The sequence below is a fragment of the Botrimarina colliarenosi genome, from assembly GCF_007859955.1.
In the GTDB taxonomy this organism is placed as follows: Bacteria; Planctomycetota; Planctomycetia; order Pirellulales; family Lacipirellulaceae; genus Botrimarina; species Botrimarina colliarenosi.
This window is the reverse complement of the sequence record NZ_SJPR01000004.1, coordinates 177,884-199,243: the sequence shown is the minus strand read 5'-3', so window position 1 is coordinate 199,243 and position 21,360 is coordinate 177,884. Positions and strand designations below refer to the sequence as shown.

At 67.2% G+C, this 21,360-nt stretch carries 19 protein-coding genes; 12 read left to right on the top strand and 7 right to left on the bottom strand.

The features are described 5' to 3' along the window. Positions 1–207 precede the first annotated feature (207 nt). Positions 208–2,001 carry a glycoside hydrolase family 13 protein gene (locus Pla108_RS14900; RefSeq protein WP_197526591.1) on the top strand — a complete coding sequence of 598 codons (1,794 nt, stop codon included), beginning with the start codon at positions 208–210 and terminating at the stop codon, positions 1,999–2,001. Between the two features lie 106 nt (positions 2,002–2,107). On the opposite strand, the gene Pla108_RS14895 is transcribed toward Pla108_RS14900, so the two are convergent. Then, on the bottom strand, positions 2,108–2,911 hold the full coding sequence (locus tag Pla108_RS14895; protein ID WP_146445758.1) for a dienelactone hydrolase family protein: 804 nt from the start codon (positions 2,909–2,911) through the stop codon (positions 2,108–2,110). Between the two features lie 148 nt (positions 2,912–3,059). Between Pla108_RS14895 and Pla108_RS14890 the strand changes: the two genes are divergently transcribed. Genes Pla108_RS14890 through Pla108_RS14880 form a run of 3 tightly spaced genes read left to right on the top strand, consistent with a single transcriptional unit; the run spans position 3,060 to position 4,097 of the window. Continuing rightward, the gene (locus tag Pla108_RS14890) at positions 3,060–3,410 is read left to right on the top strand and encodes a translation initiation factor (protein ID WP_146445757.1); all 351 of its coding nucleotides are present in this window, start codon (positions 3,060–3,062) and stop codon (positions 3,408–3,410) included. 46 nt (positions 3,411–3,456) lie between these two features. Next, positions 3,457–3,687, top strand: a complete 231-nt coding sequence (locus Pla108_RS14885; protein ID WP_146445756.1) for an AbrB/MazE/SpoVT family DNA-binding domain-containing protein — start codon at positions 3,457–3,459, stop codon at positions 3,685–3,687. Next, the gene (locus Pla108_RS14880) at positions 3,684–4,097 is read left to right on the top strand and encodes a type II toxin-antitoxin system VapC family toxin (RefSeq protein ID WP_146445755.1); all 414 of its coding nucleotides are present in this window, start codon (positions 3,684–3,686) and stop codon (positions 4,095–4,097) included. The genes Pla108_RS14885 and Pla108_RS14880 overlap by 4 nt, the downstream gene beginning before the upstream one ends. Before the next feature lie 147 nt (positions 4,098–4,244). On the opposite strand, the gene Pla108_RS14875 is transcribed toward Pla108_RS14880, so the two are convergent. Then, positions 4,245–5,219 (bottom strand): lipase family protein, encoded by a 975-nt coding sequence (locus Pla108_RS14875; protein ID WP_146445754.1) that lies wholly within the window; start codon positions 5,217–5,219, stop codon positions 4,245–4,247. A gap of 227 nt (positions 5,220–5,446) precedes the next feature. After that, positions 5,447–6,958, bottom strand: a complete 1,512-nt coding sequence (locus tag Pla108_RS14870; RefSeq protein WP_146445753.1) for a hypothetical protein — start codon at positions 6,956–6,958, stop codon at positions 5,447–5,449. 58 nt (positions 6,959–7,016) lie between these two features. On the opposite strand from Pla108_RS14870, the gene Pla108_RS14865 reads away from it, so the two are divergent. The 8 genes from Pla108_RS14865 (at position 7,017) to Pla108_RS14830 (ending at position 17,339) form a co-directional block, all read left to right on the top strand. Continuing rightward, the gene (locus Pla108_RS14865) at positions 7,017–8,042 is read left to right on the top strand and encodes a DnaJ C-terminal domain-containing protein (RefSeq protein WP_197526590.1); all 1,026 of its coding nucleotides are present in this window, start codon (positions 7,017–7,019) and stop codon (positions 8,040–8,042) included. A 23-nt stretch (positions 8,043–8,065) separates the two neighbouring features. Further along, positions 8,066–8,395 carry a hypothetical protein gene (locus tag Pla108_RS14860; protein ID WP_146445752.1) on the top strand — a complete coding sequence of 110 codons (330 nt, stop codon included), beginning with the start codon at positions 8,066–8,068 and terminating at the stop codon, positions 8,393–8,395. Between the two features lie 31 nt (positions 8,396–8,426). Next, positions 8,427–8,843, top strand: coding sequence for a ribonuclease P protein component (gene rnpA, locus Pla108_RS14855; RefSeq protein ID WP_197526589.1), 417 nt, complete (start codon positions 8,427–8,429; stop codon positions 8,841–8,843). Next, complete coding sequence (gene yidD / locus Pla108_RS14850) at positions 8,840–9,091, top strand: membrane protein insertion efficiency factor YidD (RefSeq protein ID WP_231934524.1); 252 nt, start codon at positions 8,840–8,842, stop codon at positions 9,089–9,091. The genes rnpA and yidD overlap by 4 nt, the downstream gene beginning before the upstream one ends. 151 nt (positions 9,092–9,242) lie before the next feature. Further along, positions 9,243–10,958, top strand: coding sequence for a flagellar basal body P-ring protein FlgI (locus Pla108_RS14845; protein ID WP_197526588.1), 1,716 nt, complete (start codon positions 9,243–9,245; stop codon positions 10,956–10,958). 110 nt (positions 10,959–11,068) lie between these two features. Then, positions 11,069–14,725 carry a chromosome segregation protein SMC gene (gene smc, locus Pla108_RS14840; protein WP_146445750.1) on the top strand — a complete coding sequence of 1,219 codons (3,657 nt, stop codon included), beginning with the start codon at positions 11,069–11,071 and terminating at the stop codon, positions 14,723–14,725. Positions 14,726–15,353: 628 nt separating this feature from the next. After that, on the top strand, positions 15,354–15,926 hold the full coding sequence (locus Pla108_RS14835) for a helix-turn-helix domain-containing protein (protein ID WP_146445749.1): 573 nt from the start codon (positions 15,354–15,356) through the stop codon (positions 15,924–15,926). 372 nt (positions 15,927–16,298) lie between these two features. After that, the gene (locus tag Pla108_RS14830; protein ID WP_231934521.1) at positions 16,299–17,339 is read left to right on the top strand and encodes a polyprenyl synthetase family protein; all 1,041 of its coding nucleotides are present in this window, start codon (positions 16,299–16,301) and stop codon (positions 17,337–17,339) included. A 1-nt stretch (position 17,340) separates the two neighbouring features. Here Pla108_RS14830 and Pla108_RS14825 read toward each other — a convergent pair whose 3' ends face one another. From Pla108_RS14825 to miaA, 4 genes are all read right to left on the bottom strand, one after another. Then, positions 17,341–18,606, bottom strand: coding sequence for a permease prefix domain 1-containing protein (locus Pla108_RS14825; protein WP_146445748.1), 1,266 nt, complete (start codon positions 18,604–18,606; stop codon positions 17,341–17,343). 92 nt (positions 18,607–18,698) lie between these two features. Continuing rightward, entirely contained in the window at positions 18,699–19,082 is a 384-nt protein-coding gene (locus Pla108_RS14820) for a PadR family transcriptional regulator (RefSeq protein ID WP_146445747.1), read from the bottom strand. 210 nt (positions 19,083–19,292) lie between these two features. Beyond that, complete coding sequence (locus tag Pla108_RS14815) at positions 19,293–19,970, bottom strand: hypothetical protein (protein WP_146445746.1); 678 nt, start codon at positions 19,968–19,970, stop codon at positions 19,293–19,295. A gap of 274 nt (positions 19,971–20,244) precedes the next feature. Then, the gene (gene miaA / locus Pla108_RS14810; RefSeq protein ID WP_146445745.1) at positions 20,245–21,219 is read right to left on the bottom strand and encodes a tRNA (adenosine(37)-N6)-dimethylallyltransferase MiaA; all 975 of its coding nucleotides are present in this window, start codon (positions 21,217–21,219) and stop codon (positions 20,245–20,247) included. Positions 21,220–21,360 lie beyond the last annotated feature (141 nt).

Genomic DNA, 21,360 nt, shown 5'->3' with positions numbered 1-21,360 from the left:
GAGGGCGGCGTCTATGATTCTGTAGGCAAATCGTTGTGATGGTTTGCACAGGCGTATACCTATTCTCTCGTTCACTGGTGTTCAAGCGATTACTCGAAGTTTCTGCGGATTTTCTTGTTGGAGTCGGCGATGAGCGGTTCAGGGCGCCACACCCTTGTCACTTTCGCGGCGTGTTTTGCCGCGAGCGTCTCCGTAGCGAAGGAGCCGTTGGTCGCTTCCGTCCCGTCGTGGGCGTCCCAAGCGGTCTGGTACCAGGTCTTTCCCGAACGGTTCGCCAATGGCGACCCGACCAACGACCCGACGCGGGAGTCGCTCGAGCACCCCGCTCGGGTCCCCCCGACATGGGCCGTCACACGCTGGACTTCGGACTGGTACGCCCAGGCGCCGTGGGAGCAGCGGGGAGGCGGCGAGTTCTATCGCTCTGTCTACAACCGTCGCTACGGCGGCGACTTGCAGGGGGTGCTCGACCGGCTCGACTACCTTGCCGAACTCGGCGTCAACGCGATTTACTTCAATCCGTTGTTCGCGGCCGCCTCGCTCCATAAGTACGACGGCGACTCGTTCCACCACATCGACCCCCACTTCGGCCCCGATCCGGCGGGGGATCAAGCGATGCTGGCCGGCGAGAGCGAGGACCCCGCCACGTGGCGTTGGTCCGCGGCCGACAAGCTGTTTCTCGATTTAGTCGCCGAATGCCATCGGCGCCGTATCCGGGTGGTGATCGACGGCGTCTTCAACCACACCGGGCGCGGCTGCTTCGCATTCCGCGACCTGCAGAAGCGGGGCGCCGATTCGCCGTACCGCGACTGGTATGTGGTGCGATCGTTCGACGACCCGACGACGCCGGCGGATGAGTTCGGCTACGAGGGGTGGTGGGGGACGCCCACCTTGCCGCTCTTCGCCGACAATCCGGAGGGGAAGGACCTCGCCGCAGGACCCAAGGCCTACGTGATGAACATCACGCGCCGCTGGATGGACCCCGACGGCGATGGCGATCCGTCGGACGGGGTCGATGGCTGGCGTCTCGACGTGGCCGAGGATGTCCCGCTGGACTTTTGGCGAGAATGGAACGCCGAGGTCCGTCGCCTCAACCCCGACGCCTACACGGTTTGCGAGCACTGGGGTGACGCAGCGGGCTTTGTCACGGAGGGGGGGTTCTCGGCGACCATGAACTACCGCGGCTTCGCCCAACCGGTGAAGGGATTTGTGATCGATGGGGTGCTTTCGGCCAGCGAGTTCGCACGGCTTCTGATCGAGCGGGCCAACACCTTCAGCGACGCCCAACGGCACGCCGCAATGAACCTGATCGACTCGCACGACACCGAGCGGGTGGCGTCGATGGTGGTCAATGCACGGCTCCGTCTTCCGTACTCGGAACCGGAACGCTTCGACTACGAGGCCGGCGAGCGTTGCTCGCCGCGATCGTGGGCCGGTTACGAGGTCCGCAAGCCGCGGTACCACGAGCGGCGGCTGCAGCGGGTCGTTGCGGTGCTGCAGGCGACTTGCGTCGGCGCGCCGATGTTTTACTACGGTGACGAGGCGGGCATGTGGGGCGCCGACGATCCCGACGACCGCAAGCCGATGCTGTGGCCCGACCTCGACTACGACGCCGAAGCAGCCGACCCGCTCGCCCGCCCGCGGCCTACCGACGCCGTGGCGTTCGACCGCGATCTGTTTCGCTTCTACCAGAAGGTGATCGCCTTACGGCGGGTCTTCCCGGTGCTGGCGGGTGGTTCGTTCGCCGTTGAATCGGTCGATGACGAAGCCGCCGCCCTCGTGTTCCGTCGCAGCGACGCGGCACAGTCCGTCTACGTAGCGATCAACCGGGGCGACGGCCCCTGGTCGGCCGAGGTCGCTCTGCCGGAGGGGGGCCGACTCCGCGAGGTCTTCACCGCGTCGGGCCAACCGCAACGCGTGCGGGTCGATGCGATTGACGGCGGCGTGCGTCTGACGCTGCCCGAGCGTGACGCGGCGCTGTTCGTCGTCGAACGAGCCGAGTAGGGCGGGCACGAGTAGGGCGGGCTGTCGTCGCGGCCGATAAGCGATAGAGATTTCACCCCGCCGACGGTGGCCCCCTTCAACCGCCGGCGAAGCGTTGCAAAACCGTTCATTTGCCGCCGAGAATGTCGAGCCAACGCCGCCAAGCCTCCTGGCGGGCTTGCTGGTTCTCCGCCGATCCGCTGGGGTCTTCGCCCGCCCGCATGAATCCGTGCCCCGCGCCGTCGTAGATCACCGGCTCGTAGGTCTTGCCCGCGGCGGCCATCAGCCGCTTCGACGCTTCAATCGTCGAGTTCACCCGGTTGTCGTTCTCGCCATAGAAGCCGTAGACAGGGCACGCGATGCGGGCGATCGCCGCCGGGTCGGTCGGACCCGAGCCATAGAAGACGCACGCCGCCTTGAGGTCGGGGTTGTGCGTCGCGTAGCGGAACGTCTGCGTGCCGCCCCAGCAGAACCCCGCCACCGACACGGTCCCGTCGCACGCCGGCAACTCCGTCACGTACTTGATGGCCGCATCGAGGTCGGCGTCGATCTGGTCGCTTGGCAGCCCGCCGATCGCGCGGCGGACGGCGTCGCCACTCCCCAGGTCGTCGGTGCCACCCCCGTTGGGACCGGCGCCGCTCAGCAGGTCGGGCGCGATCGCGATGTAGCCCTTCTCCGCCAGTTGGTCGGTGACGCCACGCACCCAGTCGGTGAGGCCAAAAATCTCGTGGATGACCAGGACCGCGGGCGCCTTCTCGGCACGCTCGGGGTAAGCGACGAAGCAAGAGACCGTTCGGCCGTCGTGCTCGACGTCGACCCACTCGAGATGGCGGGGCGTCTCTTCGAGACGCTGGGCGGCCCACTCCTGTGCACGCGACACGGCGGGAACCAGTCCGACAAGCAGGAGCAGCAGCGAGAAGGCAGCACGCATGGGAATCGACCTCAAAGTCAATGAAGGAGAACGAACGGCAAGCGGCGTCGTCTTCAACCTAACCGCAACGCACGCCCCCGCCCAGCAAGGCCCGCCCAGCAGGCCGAGGCGCCTCGGCCCAGCGATGGCCGGCGGATAAAATCCCGTGATGGCTGGACTCTTCGACGGAACGCCCCTGGAACGACCCGTGACGTGCGACCGCTGCGGTCGCGACGTCAAGACGTGCGATTGCCCGCCGCCAACGCCCGCCCCGCCGCCGCCGTCCGATTTCCAGCTCCGTGTGCGCCGCGAACGCCGTCGCGGCAAATGGAACACGGTCGTCGCGGGCCTCGAGGCGGACGCCGCCCAACAGAAGACCCTGCTCAAAACGCTCCGCACGAGCCTCGGCGCCGGCGGCGGCGTCAGCGACGGCGAGCTGGTGTTGCAGGGGGACCACCGCGACGCGGTCGTGGCGCGGCTCGTGGAGATCGGCTACCGGGCGAAGCCGGCGGGGGGGTGAGGGCGGAAAACTTGCGAAAGGACTGGTAAGATGCTATCTTACCCGTATGAAAACAACCGTTTCGTCCAAAGGGCAGATTGTCCTGCCGATTGATTTGCGTCGGCTCGACCAGATCGAGCCGGGCGCTGAGTTTTCGATCGAGCGGATCGAGTCGGGTGAGTATCTGCTCAAGAAGTTGCCGACCGGCGACTCGACGGGAATCGTTGATTGGTTGCTAGATTGCCCCGAGAAGGGATGGTTTGAACCGATTGCCTCGGAGTCGACCGACACGCTTTGAAGTACCTCATCGACACCAACGTCTTGAGTGAACTGACCAAGCCACAGCCGCATCCAGGAGTGGTTGCTTGGCTGCGGCGCTACGAGTCGGAACTCGTGATCAGTTCCGTCGTGCTGGGAGAGCTACGCTACGGAGTCTACCTCCTGCCAGCCGGGCGGAAGCGGACACGCCTTGCCGAGTGGCTGGCGGGGGGCGTCGAGCGGTTTCCTGTCCTCGACTTCGACGCCGGCAGCGCCGAGGTCTGGGCGCAACTGCTAGCGCGTCTGAAACGCAATGGCAGGGCGATGCCGATCAAAGATAGCCTCGTTGCGGCAGTCGCCAAGCAGCACGGCCTCACGGTGGCGACGCGGAATCAGAGCGACTTTCGGAACGCCGGCGTGAAGCTGGTCGATCCCTTCGCATCGTCGTAAGCATGAAGGGTTGCTCTTGGCTGGCTGGCTTCGAGCAACTCGGGATTGATCGCCGCAAAGCCTTGCTTCGTGGAGATAGGTCAGGCTGTGCCTGACACGAATCCACGTCCGGTTGGGTAGGGCGTCAGGCAGAGCCGGCCTATCCTTCTAGACCGACGTCCCCACGCGGCTCTCGGCATGGATGTGCGGCGCGGGCGGCGCCTGCTGCATCACCGACGGGCAGCCGATCTTCTTCAGCAGCCGCTCCAGCGCCGGCGGGCGATTGCCCTCGCGCTCTTGGATGACGGCGTTCTCGATCGCCTTGATGTACTCGCCCATCAGGTGGTCGGCGAAGTGATCGATCCGCCACTTGCGGAGCGTCCGCCAGAAACCCCACCAGTGGTCGCGGGCCCGAAGCAGGCCGGTGACCCCCGAGATGCGGCCGCGGCGATTCAAGTAGACCTCGTGGCCGCCGTGGCGGTAGCCGAGCCAGTTGGGCGGCACCCTCGGCACGATGTCGTTGTTGTTGACCCACCGGTAGTAGGCGAGCTCGACGTGGTTGACATACGCCCGGTTGCCGACGCGTGGCGAGCCGAACGTGTAGACCGCCTCCGGCGTGCTCTTGATGTGCGACAGGTAACAACGGCCGGCGCAGATGGCGGTCATGGCGCCGCCGAGCGAATGGCCGGCGAACCAGAGGACCCGCTCGTTGCTCACCAGCGCTTGTTCAAGCCGAGGCCAGAGGTCGTCGACCTCGCGCTTGAAACCGCGGTGGACGCGGCCGACCGTCTCGGCGGCGTCGGTGAGCGCGTCGAGGTCGGCGCGGATGTCGTTCCACTCGTTGGGCTCGGTGCCACGACAACAGACGACGGCGTCCTCGTCGGCGCCGAAGATATAGGCCTGCGCGCCGTCGCGGTCGTAAAACCGGATTTCGGGGAGGCCGATCTCTTCGGCGAGCTTGCCGGCGATGGTCCGCGGGAAGTAGCTGGCGCGCGACAGCTCGGCGAACAACAGCGACTTTTCGAGGAACGTCAGCTGCGAGATCGTCCGTCCCTCAAGCCGGGTGATCGCCTTGAGCGACTCGCCGACTTCGAGCGGCTTGACGTCCTTGACGATCGAATTTTCCGACGGGGAGAGCGACACGCTAGCGAGCTCGGGGCAGAAGGGCGGGGCGAGTCCCCGCGAATCTACCCGTCCCCCGTTGGCGCCTCAAGCAAGTGACGCTTTCGAAAAAGAAGAACGTCGAAAAAGAAGAATAGGGCGCGGATGGTCGCGGATCGAACGGATCGACGCGGATAAAAAAGCTAGAAGCAATCCGCGACAATCCGCTTAATCCGCGACCATCCGCGTTCTCTTCCTAGTTTTCGCAGTCATCGCGCAGGCGACGACCAGAAGACCTCGGCCTCAGCGTAAGCCGCCGGGTCGGTATCACCGAAATCGACTTTCGCTGCCCGCAGGGCCTCAAGCCATTGGTCGCGGGCTTCGGTGTCGGCGCGGCCGCTAGCGGCCCCTTCGACGAACCACGGCGCCGACATGGCGAGTTCGTAGTGGTCCTGGGTTTCGGCGACCGCGGCGACCGAGAGCCAGCCGGGGGCGTCGAACGCGACGCCGGGGAGCTTGCCCCCGGCTGCGGCAAAGTCGGCGAGGCGGACGCTGTGCGCGACGCGGCCATCTTTGACGATCTCGAGGTAGTCGATCTTCGTGCGGGTCGCGAGGCTGAGCGAGATCGACAACGTCCGCGTCCCGTCGGCGCCGAGCAGGAAGGTCTCACCGGGTGGCGCCCCATCAATGAAAGGCCGCAACAACGGGCCGTTGGTGACGACCATCGCCAGATCGTCTGCGGCGTCCCACCAAGCGTCGGCAGTCAAGTCACTCTCGGTGAACGCGTAGCCCCGCGACGAGCCGATCGGCTCCGTCGTGAGTCCCGAACCACTGAGCGCCACCGGCGGCAAGCGGACGCCCGCTTCAGTGAGCGACTCGTAGAGGGCCCGTCGCCAACGGCCGGGGCCTTGCTTGCCGGGGAAGCGGAGCCGATCGGGCTGACGGCCCCGCTGGACCGCTTCGGCGCCGGCGGGCGACTCGGCCCAGCCATCGATGACGACGACGGCGTCGACAAGCTCGTGGGCAATCCACAGCGGCAGCTCGCGGCTCGTGATCGACGCCACCGAGCGCCAGCCGCCTTCACGTGCCGCCTTCATGAACGCGACGGAGGATTCGGCGGGAGTTGGCAACTCATCAATGTTCCGCGTGCCGTCGGGATCGACGAGCCAGACGACGCCGCGTGGGTCGTTCCACAGGGCGGTCGCGCCGGCGGGGTCTTTGTCGCGGCGACGGCGTTCGGCCAGTTCCGGAGGCGCCCAAGCTCCGTCACGCCACTCGGCAGTCACGGTCGGCGTGTAGGCGAGCTGTTCCGCCCGCTGCAGCAGCGGCAGGTCCGCCTTCGGACGGCAGGTCGCGAGGTCGGCGCCAGCCCAGCCCTCGTCGGCAAGGTTGGCGAACCGCTGCATCGCGACCCGTTTAGAATCTTGCGCGTGGCGGACGATCTCGAAGTGCCCGTGCTGCGTACGGAACTCCGGGCCGGCGTCGAGGTCGAACCGGTAGGCGCCCCGTCGCAGGCCGAGGGTCGCGGCGCCGTCGACATAGGCGTGGTCGCCGAGCGGGGCGACGCCCCACGGCTCGGGCGTCCGATCGGGCGAGGCGGGCCGATTGCGGCTATCCCGCAGGTGGAGCCTAGCGGCGAGCGGCTGGCCGTCGGCGGCGTCGACGACGGTGAGCTCGAGCTCGCCATCGGGCCGGCGGGCCTCGGCCGTGGCGCCGAGCAGGGCCACGGCGGCGGCGAGGCCGACCCGCAAAAGCCGGCATTTTTTCTCTAATCGGAGCATACGGAAACCTAGCACACGGCTAGCCCCTGTGGCCCAGCCCGCTCGACGATACGATTACATGAAAGCGACCCCAGGCAGCGCCGACCCCTTCATGGCAGACGATTATTACAACGTGCTCGGCGTCGCTCGCGGGGCGAGTGAGGAAGAGATCCGCAAGGCGTATCGCGAACTGGCCCGCAAGTACCACCCCGACCGGAACCCCGACGATCCCGCCGCGAAGAAGAAATTTCAGGAAGTGCAGCGGGCTTTTGAGGTCCTGAACGACGCGAAGAAACGCGAGCAATTCGACCGTTTCGGCGCCGATTTTGACGCCGCCGGTGGGGGCTTCCCGGGGGGGCAAGGTTATCCCGGCGGGCGGGGCTTTCCCGGCGGCCGGCGTGGGCCCGGCGGCCCTGGCGGACCGGGTGGTGACGTCGAATTCGATCTCAACGACCTCTTCGGTGGCGGTGGCCCCGGGGCAGGGGGGTTCGCCGACCTCTTCAAGCAATTCGGCAACGGCGGCGGCCGGGGCCGCCGCGGGGCGACGCAGCAGCCGGTCCGTGGCGCCGACATTGAGCACGAGATCACGATCCCCTTCGCGACCGCCGTGACGGGGGGCGAAGCGGCGATCGGCCTCTCTCGCAGCGGCGGTAAGCAAGAGACGCTCACCGTCAAAATCCCCGCCGGGGTCGAGGAAGGCCGCAAGATTCGCCTCCGCGGCCAGGGAAACCCTTCCCCCGCCGGCGCCGAAGCGGGCGACCTCCTACTGACCGTCCACGTGGCGGCCCACCCCGTCTTTCGCCGCACCGGCAGGCGGCTCGACGTGACGGCGCCAATCACGCTCGCCGAGGCGGCCGAGGGCGGCAAGATCGATCTACCGACCCCCAAGGGGACGATCACGCTGACGATTCCCCCCGGCTGTTCCAGTGGGAAACGCCTGCGGGTGAAGGGCCACGGCGTCGACCCCTACGGCGACCACCCCGGGGACCTGTATGCTGAACTCCAGATCGTGCTGCCCGCCGACCTGACCGAGGCCGACCGGCAGTCGCTGAGCGACATTTCGGGCCGCTACGAGCAGTCCCCCCGGCGCGACTTGCGCTGGTGACCCCGGGAAGGGAATCGCCACCGATGCCTATCCTCCTGCCGCTTGCCGTTGCCGTGCCCCTGTTCCTACAGGCAGCGCCGACGCCCATGCTCGATCCGCCGACGCGCGCCGTCTTGCTCATGGCGTTGCTCGCTTTTGTGCTGCTGGGACTGGGGTTGGTCGCCGGCGCGATGCTCGGCGGGCGCTGGGTCCGCCGCATCGGCGGGGACGAGCTCACCAAGCCGCTGCAGCTCCGCCGCTCCGCCGCCGACCGTCAGGAGCCGACCCCAGCGATGCTTCGCGGAGTACACTATCGCGTCGACAGCGACACCAAGGTCGCCGACGCCGCCGGCTCGGAGACGGCGACGCGCTGACCCAGCCCCGCCGAGACCCGCGAAGCCCGCTTTGTCCGACCTCCCTCGACACCTGTTCCCGAAGCGTCTCCGGCTGCTCAAGGGTGCCGAATTCGACGCCACGTTTGCCGCCAAGCTGAGCGCCGGCGACGGGGTCCTCGTCATCCACGCCCGCCCGAACGGGCTCGGCCACCCGCGGCTGGGGATGGCGGTGTCACGCAAGGTCGGCAACGCCGTACGCCGCAACCGCTGGAAGCGGACCCTCCGCGAGGCGTTCCGGCTCGCGCAGCACGAGCTGCCGCCGCTCGATTTTGTCTGCCTGCCGCGACTCCGCGAGGAGCCCACGTTCGCGGTGGTCGACGCGGCGCTGCGCGGCCTCGCCCGTCGCCTTGCCAAGAAGCAGGCGAAGCAAGCGGCGCAGCGAGAAGCCGCCCAGCGCGAGGCGGCCCAGCGCGAGGCGGCGCCGTGATCCGCGTCGGGCTGTTTCTCTACGCCGCTGCCCGCGACCTGCTATCGCTGGCTTTGCTGGCTGCGGTGCGGGTCTATCAGCTGGCGCTCAGCCCCTGGCTGCCGAAGTCGTGCCGCTACCAGCCGAGCTGCAGCGAGTACGCCGTGCTAGCGATCCGCAAGTACGGGCCTCTGCGGGGCTTGGTGAAGTCGGCGCTGCGGATCGGGCGGTGCCACCCCTGCGGGAGGGGCGGTTTCGACCCGCCGTGACCCACCGCGGACCTTTCGCGGCGCCCCGGTGTACGACCCGTCTTGCCCCCCCGGGAGAAAGCTCCTAACCTCCGCCGCCGCGCGAACCAAGGACGGATCGCGCATGCCGCCTGCGCGACGGAGCGCTCGTATGAGGCCTTGCTGTAACCGGATGCCCTACCGACTCCTGGTCGCCACGCTCGTGGTGATGACGGGTTGCGCTTCCTCCATCTTTCGTGATCGGACGCCCGAGGCGGCGCTCGACGAACTCACGGACGAGGGCGGCACGCCCCTCGTCGGCGACTTCGCGCACCCGTACGGCCTGCTGCCGGTCAAGGTCGAGGCCGTCGCGCTGGTGACCGGTCTCGACGGGACGGGAGAAGACCCGCCCCAGAGCCCGCAGCGCGCGGCGCTGCTCGACGAGATGGCGCGGCGACGCGTCGAAAAGCCCAACGAAGTGCTCTCATCGCCCGACACGGCTCTGGTGCTCCTCCGCGGCTATCTGCCGGCCGGCATCCAGAAGGGCGATCCCTTCGACATCGAGGTTCACCTCGCCAACCGCAGCAAGACGACCAGCCTCCGCGGGGGTTGGGTGCTAGAGTCGCGGATGACCGAACTGGCGGTGCTTGGCCAGCAGATCCGCGCCGGCCACGTGCTCGCGACAGGCGAGGGCGCGGTCCTGGTCGATCCGTCCGCCGACGGCGAGGACGCCGCCGCGGCGGCGACACGCGGCCGTATCCTCGGCGGCGGCGTCGCGATCAAGTCGCGGCCGCTCGGCTTGGTCCTCGCGCAGAACCATCAGTCGATCCGGATGTCGACCTCCATCTCCAAGGCGATCAGCACCCGTTTCCAAACCTACGAAGCCGGCCATAAGGTCGGCGTGTCGGAGGCCAAGACCGAAGAATTCGTCGAACTCCAGGTCCACCCTCGCTACAAGGACAACATCGGTCGGTTCATCCGTGTGGTCCGCAGCCTCGCCGTCTCCGAGACCCCGTCCGGTCTCCAGCAACGCATCCAGCTGCTCGAGAAGCAACTCCTCGATCCGCTCACCGCTTCCAACGCGGCGTTGCGGCTCGAAGCGATCGGCGACGAGTCGGCGATCGGCAAGTTGCTCGTCGGTCTCGAGTCGAAGGACGCCGAGGTGCGGTTCTACGCGGCCGAGGCGCTCGCGTACCTCGACCAGACCGAAGGGGTCGCGTTCTTGATCGCGTCGGCTCGCGACGAGCCGGCGTTCCGCGCGCACGCCCTCACGGCCCTCAGCGCGATGGACGACGTCGTCGCCTACGAAGGTCTCCGCTCGCTGCTTGAGAGCCAAAGCGCCGAGACCCGCTACGGGGCCTTCCGCGCCCTGTGGGCGATGAACCCGAGCGACCCGATGATCCGCGGCGAAAGGCTCGGCGGACAGTTCAGCTACCACACGCTCGACACGGGCGGCCCGCCGATGGTCCACGCCACCCGCAGCGGCCGGCCCGAGCTGGTGCTCTTCGGCGCCGATCAGAAGTTTCAGCTCCCGATGGTCCTCGAGGCCGGCTCCGACATCCTCGTGAACGGGCTCACCGGCGACGAGGTGACCATCAGCCGCTTCCGTGCCGGGGAGCCGAACCGCAAGCGGACCGTCACCACGGCGGTCGACGAAGTCGTCCGGGCGATCGTTGAGGTGGGCGGCGACTACCCGGACGTCGTCCAGGCGTTGCAGCAGGCCAAGAACGACGGCGCCTTGCCGAGCCGATTCGCCGTCGACGCGATCCCCCGCGCCGGCCGCGAGTACGACCCCGACGACGCCAAGTCGGACGACGGGACGCTCGACGACCCCGCCGCCGGCCCCTCGATGGACGCCGACTACCAAGTCGGCACGCCCCTCCCCGACCTGTTCTCGAACAAGAAGTAAATGCGATTTCGGATTGGGGATCTCGGATTGCGGATTGAAGCGCAAGCGAGCCCCGATTTCCGCTTGCGATTCAATCCGCAATCTCCAATCCGCCCTCCGCAATCCTCCCGATGCTCAAGTCGCTCGAACTCGTCGGCTTCAAGAGCTTCGCAGAGCGGACGCGGCTAGAGTTCCCGGCGGGCGTGACCGTCGTTGTCGGCCCGAACGGCTCCGGCAAGTCGAACGTCGTCGACGCCGTGAAGTGGGTGCTGGGGTCGCAGAGCCCGCGCAGCCTCCGCGGCGCCGAGATGACGGACGTCATCTTCAACGGCTCCGAGTCCCGCGGCCCGCTCAACTCAGCCGAGGTGACGCTGGCGTTTGACAACCGCCCCGCCGAGTCGGGGGGCCGGCGCCTCTTCGATCTCGACGAGGAGGAGATCCGACTCACCCGTCGTGTCCACCGCAGCGGCGAGGGGGAGTACCTCGTCAACGGCCGCACCTGTCGGCTGAAGGACTTCCGTGAGCTGCTGGCGGGGACCGGCGTCGGCGCGGATTCGTACAGCATCATCGAGCAGGGCCGCGTTGACGCCGCCCTTAGGGCGTCGCCGCTCGAGCGACGGTTGCTCCTGGAAGAGGCCGCCGGCATCAGCCGGTTCCGTTTGAAGAAACGCGAAGCCGCCAAGCGGCTCGATCGGGTCGAGCAAAACCTGCTCCGCCTGTCCGACATTGTCGACGAGGTCGAAGGGCGGCTGCGGCGCGTCCGTTCGCAAGCCGGCAAGGCGCGGCGCTACCGCGAGGCGTCGCTACGGCTCAAGGAGGCGCGGACCGAGCTCGCCGCTTCGGAATGGCGCCAACTCGCCGACGAGCGACGCCGACTCGACGCCGAACGCAATTCACTCGCCGAACAGGCCGAAGCGGCGCAGGCCGAGATCACGGAGCAAGAAGACCGCTTAGCGCGGCTGCAGGGCGACGTCGCTGGCGACGACCGTGCCGAGCGCACGCTCGCCGAATCACGCAAACGTCTCGGCCGCCACGAGCGGGAGTTGGCCGTAGCGCACAGCGAGCTGGGCCGTCTCGAGCAGCGTCTTGTCGAGACCCGCGGGGCATGGCTAACGGCGCGCCGCGACCTGCGAGAAGCCGCCGCCGAGAACCCCACCCGCGCCGCGATCGCCGCCGCCGAGGCGACTGCCGCCGAGTACGCCGCGTCGCTCCGAGAGGCGGAGCAACGCGTTGTCACGGCGACGCAGCGGCTGCAGGAAGCGACCCGCCGTCACGCCGATGAACAGCACTCCCGCGACCGTGTCAGCGCCGTCCTCCGCCGGGCCGAGGATCGGCTGGCGAGTCTTGGCCGGCGACGCGACGCGTTGCAGACGACGCTCCAGGAATTGGAGTCGCAGCACGCCACCACCCATGAGCTCGCGTCCGAGACGACCGGAGAGCTCGAGCAGGCCGTCGCCGAGCGGGATCGTTGCGCGGATCAGCTTCTGGAACTCGACAGCGCTATCGCCGAGTCGCACCGCAAGCTGGCCGAGCTCCGCCGCGGGATCGGCGAGCGGCAGCGGGCCGCCGCGGCGGCGAGGGAACGCCTCGTCGGCCTCCGCCACCGCTACGAGACCCTCGTCGAAGAACAGCGACGGCTCGAGCGGCTCAACACCGACGTGGTCGGCTTGGTGCAACGCGCCGCGGCGGCCGGCCAAGCCGCCCCGCAGGTCTACGGCTTGGTCGCCGACCTGATCCATGTCGAGGAAGACTTTGTCGCGATGGTCGAGGCCGCCCTTGGCGCCCAGGCCGAGCATGTGGTGGTCGATTCACGCCGTTCGTTGCTGGAGTCATTGGGCCCCGGCCGTTCGGTTGAGACGCTAACCACCCGCGCCGGCTTCTTGGCGATCGACGGCGCCCCCGCCGCAACCGCGATCGACCAGATCGAACTCAAGGGCGAGCAGGGCGTGCTCGGCCGGGCGTCCGATTTCATCGAGGTCGAGCCCCGCTACGCGCCGCTCGTCCGCCGGTTGTTCGCGAAGACATGGTTCGTCGACACGCTCGCGACGGCGGCTCGGCTATCGGAGTCGGTCGGCCGGGGGCTGACCTTTGTGACGCTCGACGCGGAGACGCTCGGCGCCGATCAGTCGGTGGTCTGTGGGCCCAACGACGCCTCGATGCGGGTCCTGACACGCCGCGAAGATGGCGCGGCGCTCGAGCAACAGATCGCCGAGGCCGAGGCCGCCGCCAAATCGGCCGCCGCCGACATCGCCGCCGACGAACAACAGATCGACGCCACCGAAGCGGTGGTCGTCCAGCGACAAGCGGCCGCCAACGAGTTGCGGGGCCGGCTCGCCGCGTCGGCCCAGCACGCGGCGGCGCTCGACGAACGGCGTCGGCAGGCGGCCGCCGCTGCCCAGCGGGCCCAAGAGCAACGCGTCGTACGCCGGGCCGAGGCGGACGGCGTCGAGCTCCGTCTGGCGGCGCTGCGCCAAAGAACACAGAACCTGCAGGCGCGTCGCGAAGAAGTCGCGCGGCCGACGGCCGATTCTGCCGCGGCGATCCGCGACGCCGAGGCCGAGGCCGCCGCGCAGCGCGCCCGCGTCAAAGAACTCGCCGCCGCGGCGGCGCGGCACGCCGAACTGTTGGCTTCGCTCCGCGTTGAGGCCCGTCGTAGCGGCGGTGGCGACGCCGGCCTCGCCGAGACGGCCGAACGGCTCGCCGGCGAATTCGCGGCGTTGCAGCAAGAGCGCCTGACCGCGGAGCTCGCCGCGCTCACCGCGACGGGGAGGCTCTCGTTCGAGACACTCGCCGCCGACGAGGCGTCCCGCGAGCTCGCCCAGACCCGCGCCGCGCGGCGGGCCAGCGAGCGGATCCGGATGGAGGTCGCGACCTCCGTCGCCCAGACACGGGCCGAGGCCGACTCGTTAACCCGCCGGGCCGGCGAGGTCGAACTCCGCCGCCAGCGTATCGATATCGAATCGAAGTCGCTCGCCCAGCGGATCCGCGACGACTACGGCGTCGACGTCGCGACGCTCGCAGCGGGCGACGCGACCACCCTCGGCCAGTCCGAACGTCAGGCGCTTCGTGACGAAATCGACTCGCTCCGCCAAGAGGTGCAGAGCGTTGGCGCCGTTAACCTCGAGTCGCTCGAGGAACTTGACGAACTCGAGAATCGTTTTGCGCAACTTTCCGGACAGTACCAAGACCTCAGCCAGGCGAAGCAATCGCTGGCGCGGCTTACGGCGCGGATCAATACGGATAGCCGCGAGCTGTTCCAGGCGACTTACGAAACGGTCCGAGAGCATTTCCGCGAGTTATTCGCTCGCTTGTTCGGCGGCGGCGAGGCCGACCTGCTGATGGTCGAGCCAACCGGCGCCGCCGAGGGTGACGACCCGCTCGAAGGGGGCGTCGAGATCGTCGCCTGCCCGCCGGGCAAGGAGCTGCGGAGCCTCTCGCTGCTGTCGGGCGGCGAGAAGACCATGACCTGTGTGGCGCTGTTGCTGGCGCTGTTCCGCAGCCGGCCGAGCCCGTTCTGTCTGCTCGACGAGGTCGACGCGGCGCTCGACGAGGCGAACGTTGGTCGGTTCAGCGGCGTGCTGAAGGACTTCCTTGGCTCGACGCAGTTCGTCGTGATCTCGCACAGCAAGCGGACGATGTCCGGGGCCGACACGATCTACGGCATCACGATGCAAGAGTCGGGCGTCTCGAAGCAGCTGTCGGTCCGGTTCGAGGACGTCTCGGAAGACGGGACGATCTCGCTCCGCCGTCAGAACGCCGAAACGCCCGCTCTGCGGCGTGCCGCGTAAGGTTTATTTCCGGCTCCGTGAGGGTTCTGCGAACCCCGCGCTAAAGTCAGCCCCCCGCTTCTAACGAAGATAAGCTTCGGATGGGTTGTTCCCCTCCGCACGCGGGCCGCGGGCCCGCAGGCGGCGCCCGGGGGACACGCAGGGGGGAGCCTGCCTTACACATCCATCCACTGGACCTGCTGTCGCTGCTCGCAAGGGCGCGTCCTCCGCTTGGAGGAACGTTCCGTCGCGGGCCGCTGCGGTGAAGGTGTGGGTTCCCCTCTGAAGGCCTTTCTCGCTGACAAGCGTTCGGTGTCAGCGGCGCGGCTGCGGTAGTCGTGCGGGATTGTGACGGTTGTGCCGGTCGTACGGAGCCACTCGCTCTCGATGGCGGGCGAAACCCGATCTTAGGCAATCCCGACGCGACTCTCGCAGCCGATTCGTGCTGTACGAAGGAACGGATCAGTTCGACCTGGCCCGAGTCCTACAACAAGTTGAAACCCCCTTTACCCCGACCCAGACGCCTGTCAGCGGCCCGGCGACATATGCCGGAGGCGCTAGCACGCGAGGGGCGCTAGGCGTGGCGGGCCGTGACCCAGCGGCGTGACACGCGACGAGCGGACATTCAGACTGAGAATTGGAGAGCCCGATGAAGGTCTTCACGACGGGTCAGGTCGCTAAGATCTGCAAGGTTGCACCTCGCACCGTCAGCAAGTGGTTTGATTCGGGACGTCTCAAGGGATACCGGATTCCCGGTTCCCAAGACCGCCGGATCCCCCGCGAGTACCTGATCAAGTTCCTCAAGGAGCACGGGATGCCCCTTGGCGATCTTGAGGACGAGGCGATGGCCAAAGTGCTCATCGTCGCTCAGGATCAGGTCCTGATCGAGAACCTCAAGCGGGAGCTCCCCGCCGACAGGTCCTTCCGCACCCAGACCGCGGCTAGCGGTTTCGAGGCGGGCATCCAGGCGGAAAGCTTCCACCCGGATTGCATTATCTGTGACTTCTCGATCGGTCACGTCGAAGCGCTGCAGATTTGCCAAAACCTGCGTCGCAACACGGACTTCGCCGAGACGATCCTGATCGCTTTGCTGCCGGACGACGGCTCGAGCATCAGCTTCGACCGTTCGACGATCAATGAGACGTTCAAGAAGCCGTTCGATTCGGCCCTGTTAGCCGAACGTCTGCGGACGCTGATCGGCGCCAAGAAGGAGCTCGTCTGAGCTTGCCTGGCGACCGAGTAGCGACGCTGCGGCTTCAAAACTGCCAGCCTCGCCCCGTTCTGAGAGTGAGCGGGCGGAATCGGCAGCGAGTATAAAAACGGGGTCGGCCGCACGAAGCGGCTGCTGTCGCGGGGCTTTCCCAGCCCGGCGGCAGGCGCCCCGGTTGACCAAACGAAGGCCCGTTCGCCCCCGTGGCGACCGGGCCTTCGGTCATTTTCGCCCCGGGCGGCCGCGTTAAGCCACCGCTTCGCTGGCGGTTCTCTTTGGGGCGGCCTAGCCCTAACGCCCTCCGGCGGTTCGCTTTACACTGCTTGGGAACCCGGCTGCCCCGATCGCTTTGGGCGGCCGACGATTGGAACGAAGCGGCGAGCTATGGATCCTCACCCTGTTACGGCGCCTAAGACGACCGAACCCGCCCGCCAGGCCCCGGCGGCGGTCGGCGACCTATTCGGCCCCATTCAGCCCGCGCTGCAGCGGATCGAGCAGCGGCTGCAGGCCGAGCTCACCAGCCAAGACGCCCGCGTCGACGAGGTGGTCCGCCACGGCTACCGGCTCGGCGGCAAACGGCTGCGGCCGGCGCTGCTGTTGCTGGCCGGCGAGGCGGTTGGTGAACTGACCGACGCCCACGAATTGTTGGGCGTAGTGGTCGAGATGATCCACACCGCGACGCTCGTCCATGACGACGTCCTCGACGAGGCGTCGCTCCGCCGCCACGTCGACACGGTCAACGCCCGCTGGGGGAACGAACGGAGCGTCCTCTTGGGCGACTTCCTGTTCTCTCACGCCTTCTACCTGGCGGCGACGGTCCGCAGCGACTTCGGCGACGCCGCCACGGCGTGCCAGCTGATCGGCCGCTCGACCAACCGCGTCTGCCACGGCGAATTGCGGCAGACCCTTTCGGAGGGCGACCTGTCTTTGTCGTCCGCCGACTACTACGACATCATCGACGGCAAGACGGCCGAGCTGTGCGCGTGCTGTTGTCGCCTCGGCGCGCTGTTCTCTGGCGCGTCGGCCGAGGTGGCGGACGCGCTCGAATCGTTCGGCCGCAACCTAGGGATGGCGTTCCAGATCGCCGACGATCTGCTCGACCTAACCGGCGACGAGGCGACGACCGGCAAGACGACCGGCGCCGACCTGGCGAAGCAAAAGATGACGCTGCCGCTGATCTACACCCGCGACAGCCTGGTGAACGGCCCACGCGTGTCGCTCGAGGAGTGGCTCCAGAACCCGTCGACTGAGTCACGGGCCGAGGTAGCCAAACTAGTCGAAGCCGTCGGCGGATTCGCGTTCGCGCAAAAGACCGCGATCGAATACGCCAACCGCGCGGTGGCCGACCTCGCGGTGCTCGAAGAGAGCGAGCTGAAGCAGTCGCTCGCGACGCTCGCGTTTTTCGCGAGCCGTCGGGACGCGTAGGTTACTGAGCTGGGATCGTGCCTTCCAAAGCGGCGTCGATCTCTCTGTGGAACTGCTCGTCATCCAGCTTCTCTTTGGCGAGCGCTGCGATTTCTGCTGCTTCGCTTTTGCGATCGACGATCGTTAATATGGCAACCAGCGTTGCTGCCTCGTTGCAGAATCTTTGTTCCGCCGATGTAGCTAGTAAGTCGTTGATGCCGTTGCCACTTTTAGGCTTGGCCTTACTTTCTCTATCGAGATCAAGATCGAGAATGTGCTCCTTCAGCAGATAGTCTCGCTTGGCATTGATGTACTTCGCGTAGAGGTCGAAGGCCTTATTCTCGATCAGCGCCCGTCTCGCGTAGTAAATCGCGCTCTTGGCTGCGTCTGGATACTGACTATCGAGAGTGGTGAACACCGCCACCGTTTTTTCGTCTTCATGAAGCACTCGATTGATCGCGGCGAAGTCGTGAAAGCGTTCTCCGCCACCTTCTCCTCGTAGTATCTGCACTTCGAGGTTGTCGCGTATCGATCGAAGCAGTTCGAGCGCAGGTGGGTATTCGAGCCCGAGGTCGTACCAATCCGAGAGGGCGAACGACAATCGAACGGCGTTCAGGCTTGGCCGTATGCTATTGGCGTTCTCATGGAACCAGACATGTTTGGCCAGCGCGATTTCGTACCTTTTAGCCTGCGTATCGGCCTTCACCTCTCGTAAGATTTCCTGAGGGTCGGGATTATCGGGAGGCGTCCACACCGCCGGCACAATCGCCATACGTACAACGCCAGCCGGCTCTGCAGGCGGTTCGGCTGCTTCGAGCGGTATTTTCACATTCCTTTCCGTCCCCACTATGGGTTGTGTGTAGGTTGGCGTGCCGACCTCGGGCGGAGTGATCCCGTTGCGCATGTCAGCCAAGTCATTCTGGATCGTCTGCAAGAGCTCCGTTGTCTCACTCATATACTGCGCGTTCAAAATTGGATCGGGGATGTAAGTCATCCGCCAACCGGCAGCAGCAACTAGAGCGATCAAAACAACCAGCAGACCTGTTTGGACACGAAGTAGCATCGGGACATCTCCTTGCTTCTCACGGCGGCAGCGCCGCAGGAGTTGGTTGAAGTCGCCGAAGCGTTCGGCGGCTTTTTGCTTGGCTTCTTCCGGTGCGAGGCCGCGGCGCTCTTGCTCTTCGGCCATCAGGTCGAGGTGCAGCTGCAGCTCTTCGGCGATCTCGTCGTCGATCTCTTCCGTCGGCCGGTCGTCGCCCGGGAAGAGCCAATAGGGGAGGGCGGGCATTGCGGTGTCGGGTCGAGAGTTTTTGTGAGCGGCACGGCGCTAGCCGCCGGTGAATCACCGAGCGAGGCAACCGGCGGCTAGCGCCGTGCCGCTCACGTTATCTGAAAGCCTGCGCGTGGCGTTACTTTGCCCGCGTCGATGACGGCGCCGATCGCCTCGACCATCGCTCGCCAACTGGCGACCTCGGTCTTCAGCTGCGCTCGGCCGGTGCGGGTAAGCCCGTAGTACTTGGCCCGGCGGTTGGCGTCGCTGACGCCCCACTCGGCCGCGATCCAGCCCCGGCGTTCCATGCGGTGCAGGGCCGGGTAGAGCGACCCCTCCTCGACCCGCAGCACGTCGCCACTGGTCAACTGAATGTGACGGGCGATCTGGTAGCCGTGCTTTTTGCCCCCGTCGAGGGTTTGCAGCACGAGCAGGTCAAGGCTGCCTTGAGGCAAAGGGGCCTGCGGCAGTGAGCTATCGAGTTTGGCGGCCATGTCGGCTCTCCCCTTGTGTGTCTAGGGGACAGTTTAGGCTTTTCCCCTAGAGCGTCAAGGGGAGCGCTGTGAATGGCGCGCCCGCCAATTCGATAGACGGCGAGCCGGCGACGTGAGTCGTCGGTGCGAAGCGAGTACAGGGTTCCACCGACGACTCACGTCGCCGGCTCGCCATTGCTTGCTGCGGCGGAAGGGCTTGATGAGACGCGCTCAGTACCCGTGGTGGGCGGCGCCGTGGAGCTTCTCCAGTTCCCGTTCGGTGAGGCCGGCGAGGCGGTCGGCGTCGAACAGGTGGTCGCGCGTCAGATGCTCCTCGAACGTCATCCCGTGGACGCCCGCCTCGGGGGGCGTGACCGACGCGAGCCAAACGCTCAGCTCCGCGGCGTTGAGGCTCCGCAGCCAACGGCTGGGGGGTCGGCCGTGGCGGGCTTTGCGGTGCGGCGATGCGTCGGGACCCGGCGCGTCGTCGTCGGCGCTCACGCCGTGGTCGGTCACGAGATCGACCGAGCCGCCGTTCGCATCGACTAAGTCGTCGAATGCGGTCCGGTAAGACTCGGGGATCGCCTCGTCGTCGAGATAGCCGTCGACGTCGGCGAGCGGCTCGCCGTTGTCGCGGCGGACGGGGGTCGTCATGCCGGTGAGGCGCCACTCGCCATCGACGAGCTGCTCGCGCTGCACCCATCGCCAGGTTCGGTTGTGGGTCGCTTGCCAGTGGACCGGCATCTCGCTGGTGACGACGGTCGCGGCCAGCGGCTCGGGGGGCGCGGCCGGGGTGTCGGTCGCCTTCATCAGCGACTCGGCGAGGGCGTCGAGGCTGTCGGCCCGCAGCCGCTCGGCGACGCCGAACAGACCCATGCCGATCCAGAAGGCGAAGCGCCGGCGTGTCATGGCGACGGGTGGGGGGCTGAAATGGGACGAACCCCCAAGTTTACCCCGCCGGCAAAGTCAGCGCCGGTTGTGGCGCCCGCTTAATCGCGTGAGTTTTTCTTGGTGAGGCGTTTTCACCGGCCCCAGGTAGGGCCGACAGGCCATTTGTGGGAGGGGACTCCTGACCCCGATTGCGGCATCCTGGCCGAAGACGGCATGGTGCGCGTCATCGGGGTCGGGAGACCCCTCCCACATTCCCTGGAGACCCCTCCTACAGACCGCTGTCGCGGCCGGTCTAACCCGCCTCGCTGACGATACGGTCGGCGATCTGGCTGGCCGACTCGTCGGCGGCGACGTCGATGAATCGGCACTCGCTGAGGCTGCGGAACCAGGTCGCTTGCCGCTTGGCGAACCGCCGGGTGCGGGCCTGGATCCGCTCGATCGTCTTCGGCAGGTCGAACTCGCCGGCGATCCCGTCCTGCGGAGCGTGAGACAAGTAGTCGAGCACTTCGCGGTAGCCGACCGCTTGGGCGGCGCTGCGGCCGAGCGTGCGGCCGTTGGCCGTCAGGCCACGGACTTCGTTCACGAGGCCTTCGGCCATCATCTCGTCGACACGGGCCTCGATGCGGGCGTGCTGGTCAGCGCGGTCACGGCGGAGGACAAAGACATGGCACTCGCTGGCGGGGCGGGCGTCTTCGAACTCGAGCTGCTGATGGCTGATCGGTTGGCCGGTCGTCCGAAAGACCTCGAGGGCGCGGACGATGCGGCGGGCGTCGTTGCGGTGGATGTTCGAGGCGGCGACCGGATCGACCAGGGCGAGCCGTTCGTGCAGCGCCGCCACGCCGAACTGCAGGAGCTCGGCTTCGAGGTCGTGGCGGAGGCTCCAGTCGGCGCCAGGACCCTCGAAGAGACCCCGCAGCAGGCATTTTAGGTACATCGGGGTGCCGCCGACGAAGAGCGGCGTCTTGCCCCGAGCAAGGACGTCACGGGCGACTGTCTCGGCGGCGTCGCGGTACTCGGCGACGCTGAACTCCTGGTCGGGGTCCCGCAGGTCGATCAGGTGGTGCGGCGTGTGGGCCTGCTCGGCGGGGCCGGGCTTGGCGGTGCCGATGTCCATGCCGCGGTAAACGGCCATCGAGTCGAGCGAAAGGATCTCGGCGCCGCCCCCGGAGGCGGCCAATCGTTCGGCGATTTCAAGCCCGACGGCGGTCTTTCCCGAGGCGGTGGCCCCGGTGACGAACCAGCAGTTGGTGGCAAAGTCGAAGGTCATAGGGGTCGGGCGGCCTGAATCAACACTCGGCGACAAGCAATGGTGTGCACCTGTCGGGACCTCGCGATTGCCCGGCCCCGCCGTGGCGTTTAAGCTGAGGGGCTTCCCCCACGGCCCAGAGCCTAACCGCTGCCCCCCACC

Excerpts from the sequence above, each read along its gene's own strand:
- Pla108_RS14830 (WP_231934521.1), top strand. The coding sequence starts at position 16,299 with ATGGATCCTCACCCTGTTACGGCGCCTAAGACGACCGAACCCGCCCGC.
- Pla108_RS14815 (WP_146445746.1), bottom strand. The coding sequence starts at position 19,970 with ATGACACGCCGGCGCTTCGCCTTCTGGATCGGCATGGGTCTGTTCGGC.
- Pla108_RS14860 (WP_146445752.1), top strand. The coding sequence starts at position 8,066 with ATGCCTATCCTCCTGCCGCTTGCCGTTGCCGTGCCCCTGTTCCTACAG.
- Pla108_RS14865 (WP_197526590.1), top strand. The coding sequence starts at position 7,017 with ATGAAAGCGACCCCAGGCAGCGCCGACCCCTTCATGGCAGACGATTAT.
- Pla108_RS14845 (WP_197526588.1), top strand. The coding sequence starts at position 9,243 with ATGCCCTACCGACTCCTGGTCGCCACGCTCGTGGTGATGACGGGTTGC.
- Pla108_RS14895 (WP_146445758.1), bottom strand. The coding sequence starts at position 2,911 with ATGCGTGCTGCCTTCTCGCTGCTGCTCCTGCTTGTCGGACTGGTTCCC.
- Pla108_RS14890 (WP_146445757.1), top strand. The coding sequence starts at position 3,060 with ATGGCTGGACTCTTCGACGGAACGCCCCTGGAACGACCCGTGACGTGC.
- Pla108_RS14820 (WP_146445747.1), bottom strand. The coding sequence starts at position 19,082 with ATGGCCGCCAAACTCGATAGCTCACTGCCGCAGGCCCCTTTGCCTCAA.
- Pla108_RS14870 (WP_146445753.1), bottom strand. The coding sequence starts at position 6,958 with ATGCTCCGATTAGAGAAAAAATGCCGGCTTTTGCGGGTCGGCCTCGCC.
- smc (WP_146445750.1), top strand. The coding sequence starts at position 11,069 with ATGCTCAAGTCGCTCGAACTCGTCGGCTTCAAGAGCTTCGCAGAGCGG.
- Pla108_RS14825 (WP_146445748.1), bottom strand. The coding sequence starts at position 18,606 with ATGCCCGCCCTCCCCTATTGGCTCTTCCCGGGCGACGACCGGCCGACG.
- miaA (WP_146445745.1), bottom strand. The coding sequence starts at position 21,219 with ATGACCTTCGACTTTGCCACCAACTGCTGGTTCGTCACCGGGGCCACC.
- Pla108_RS14885 (WP_146445756.1), top strand. The coding sequence starts at position 3,457 with ATGAAAACAACCGTTTCGTCCAAAGGGCAGATTGTCCTGCCGATTGAT.
- Pla108_RS14835 (WP_146445749.1), top strand. The coding sequence starts at position 15,354 with ATGAAGGTCTTCACGACGGGTCAGGTCGCTAAGATCTGCAAGGTTGCA.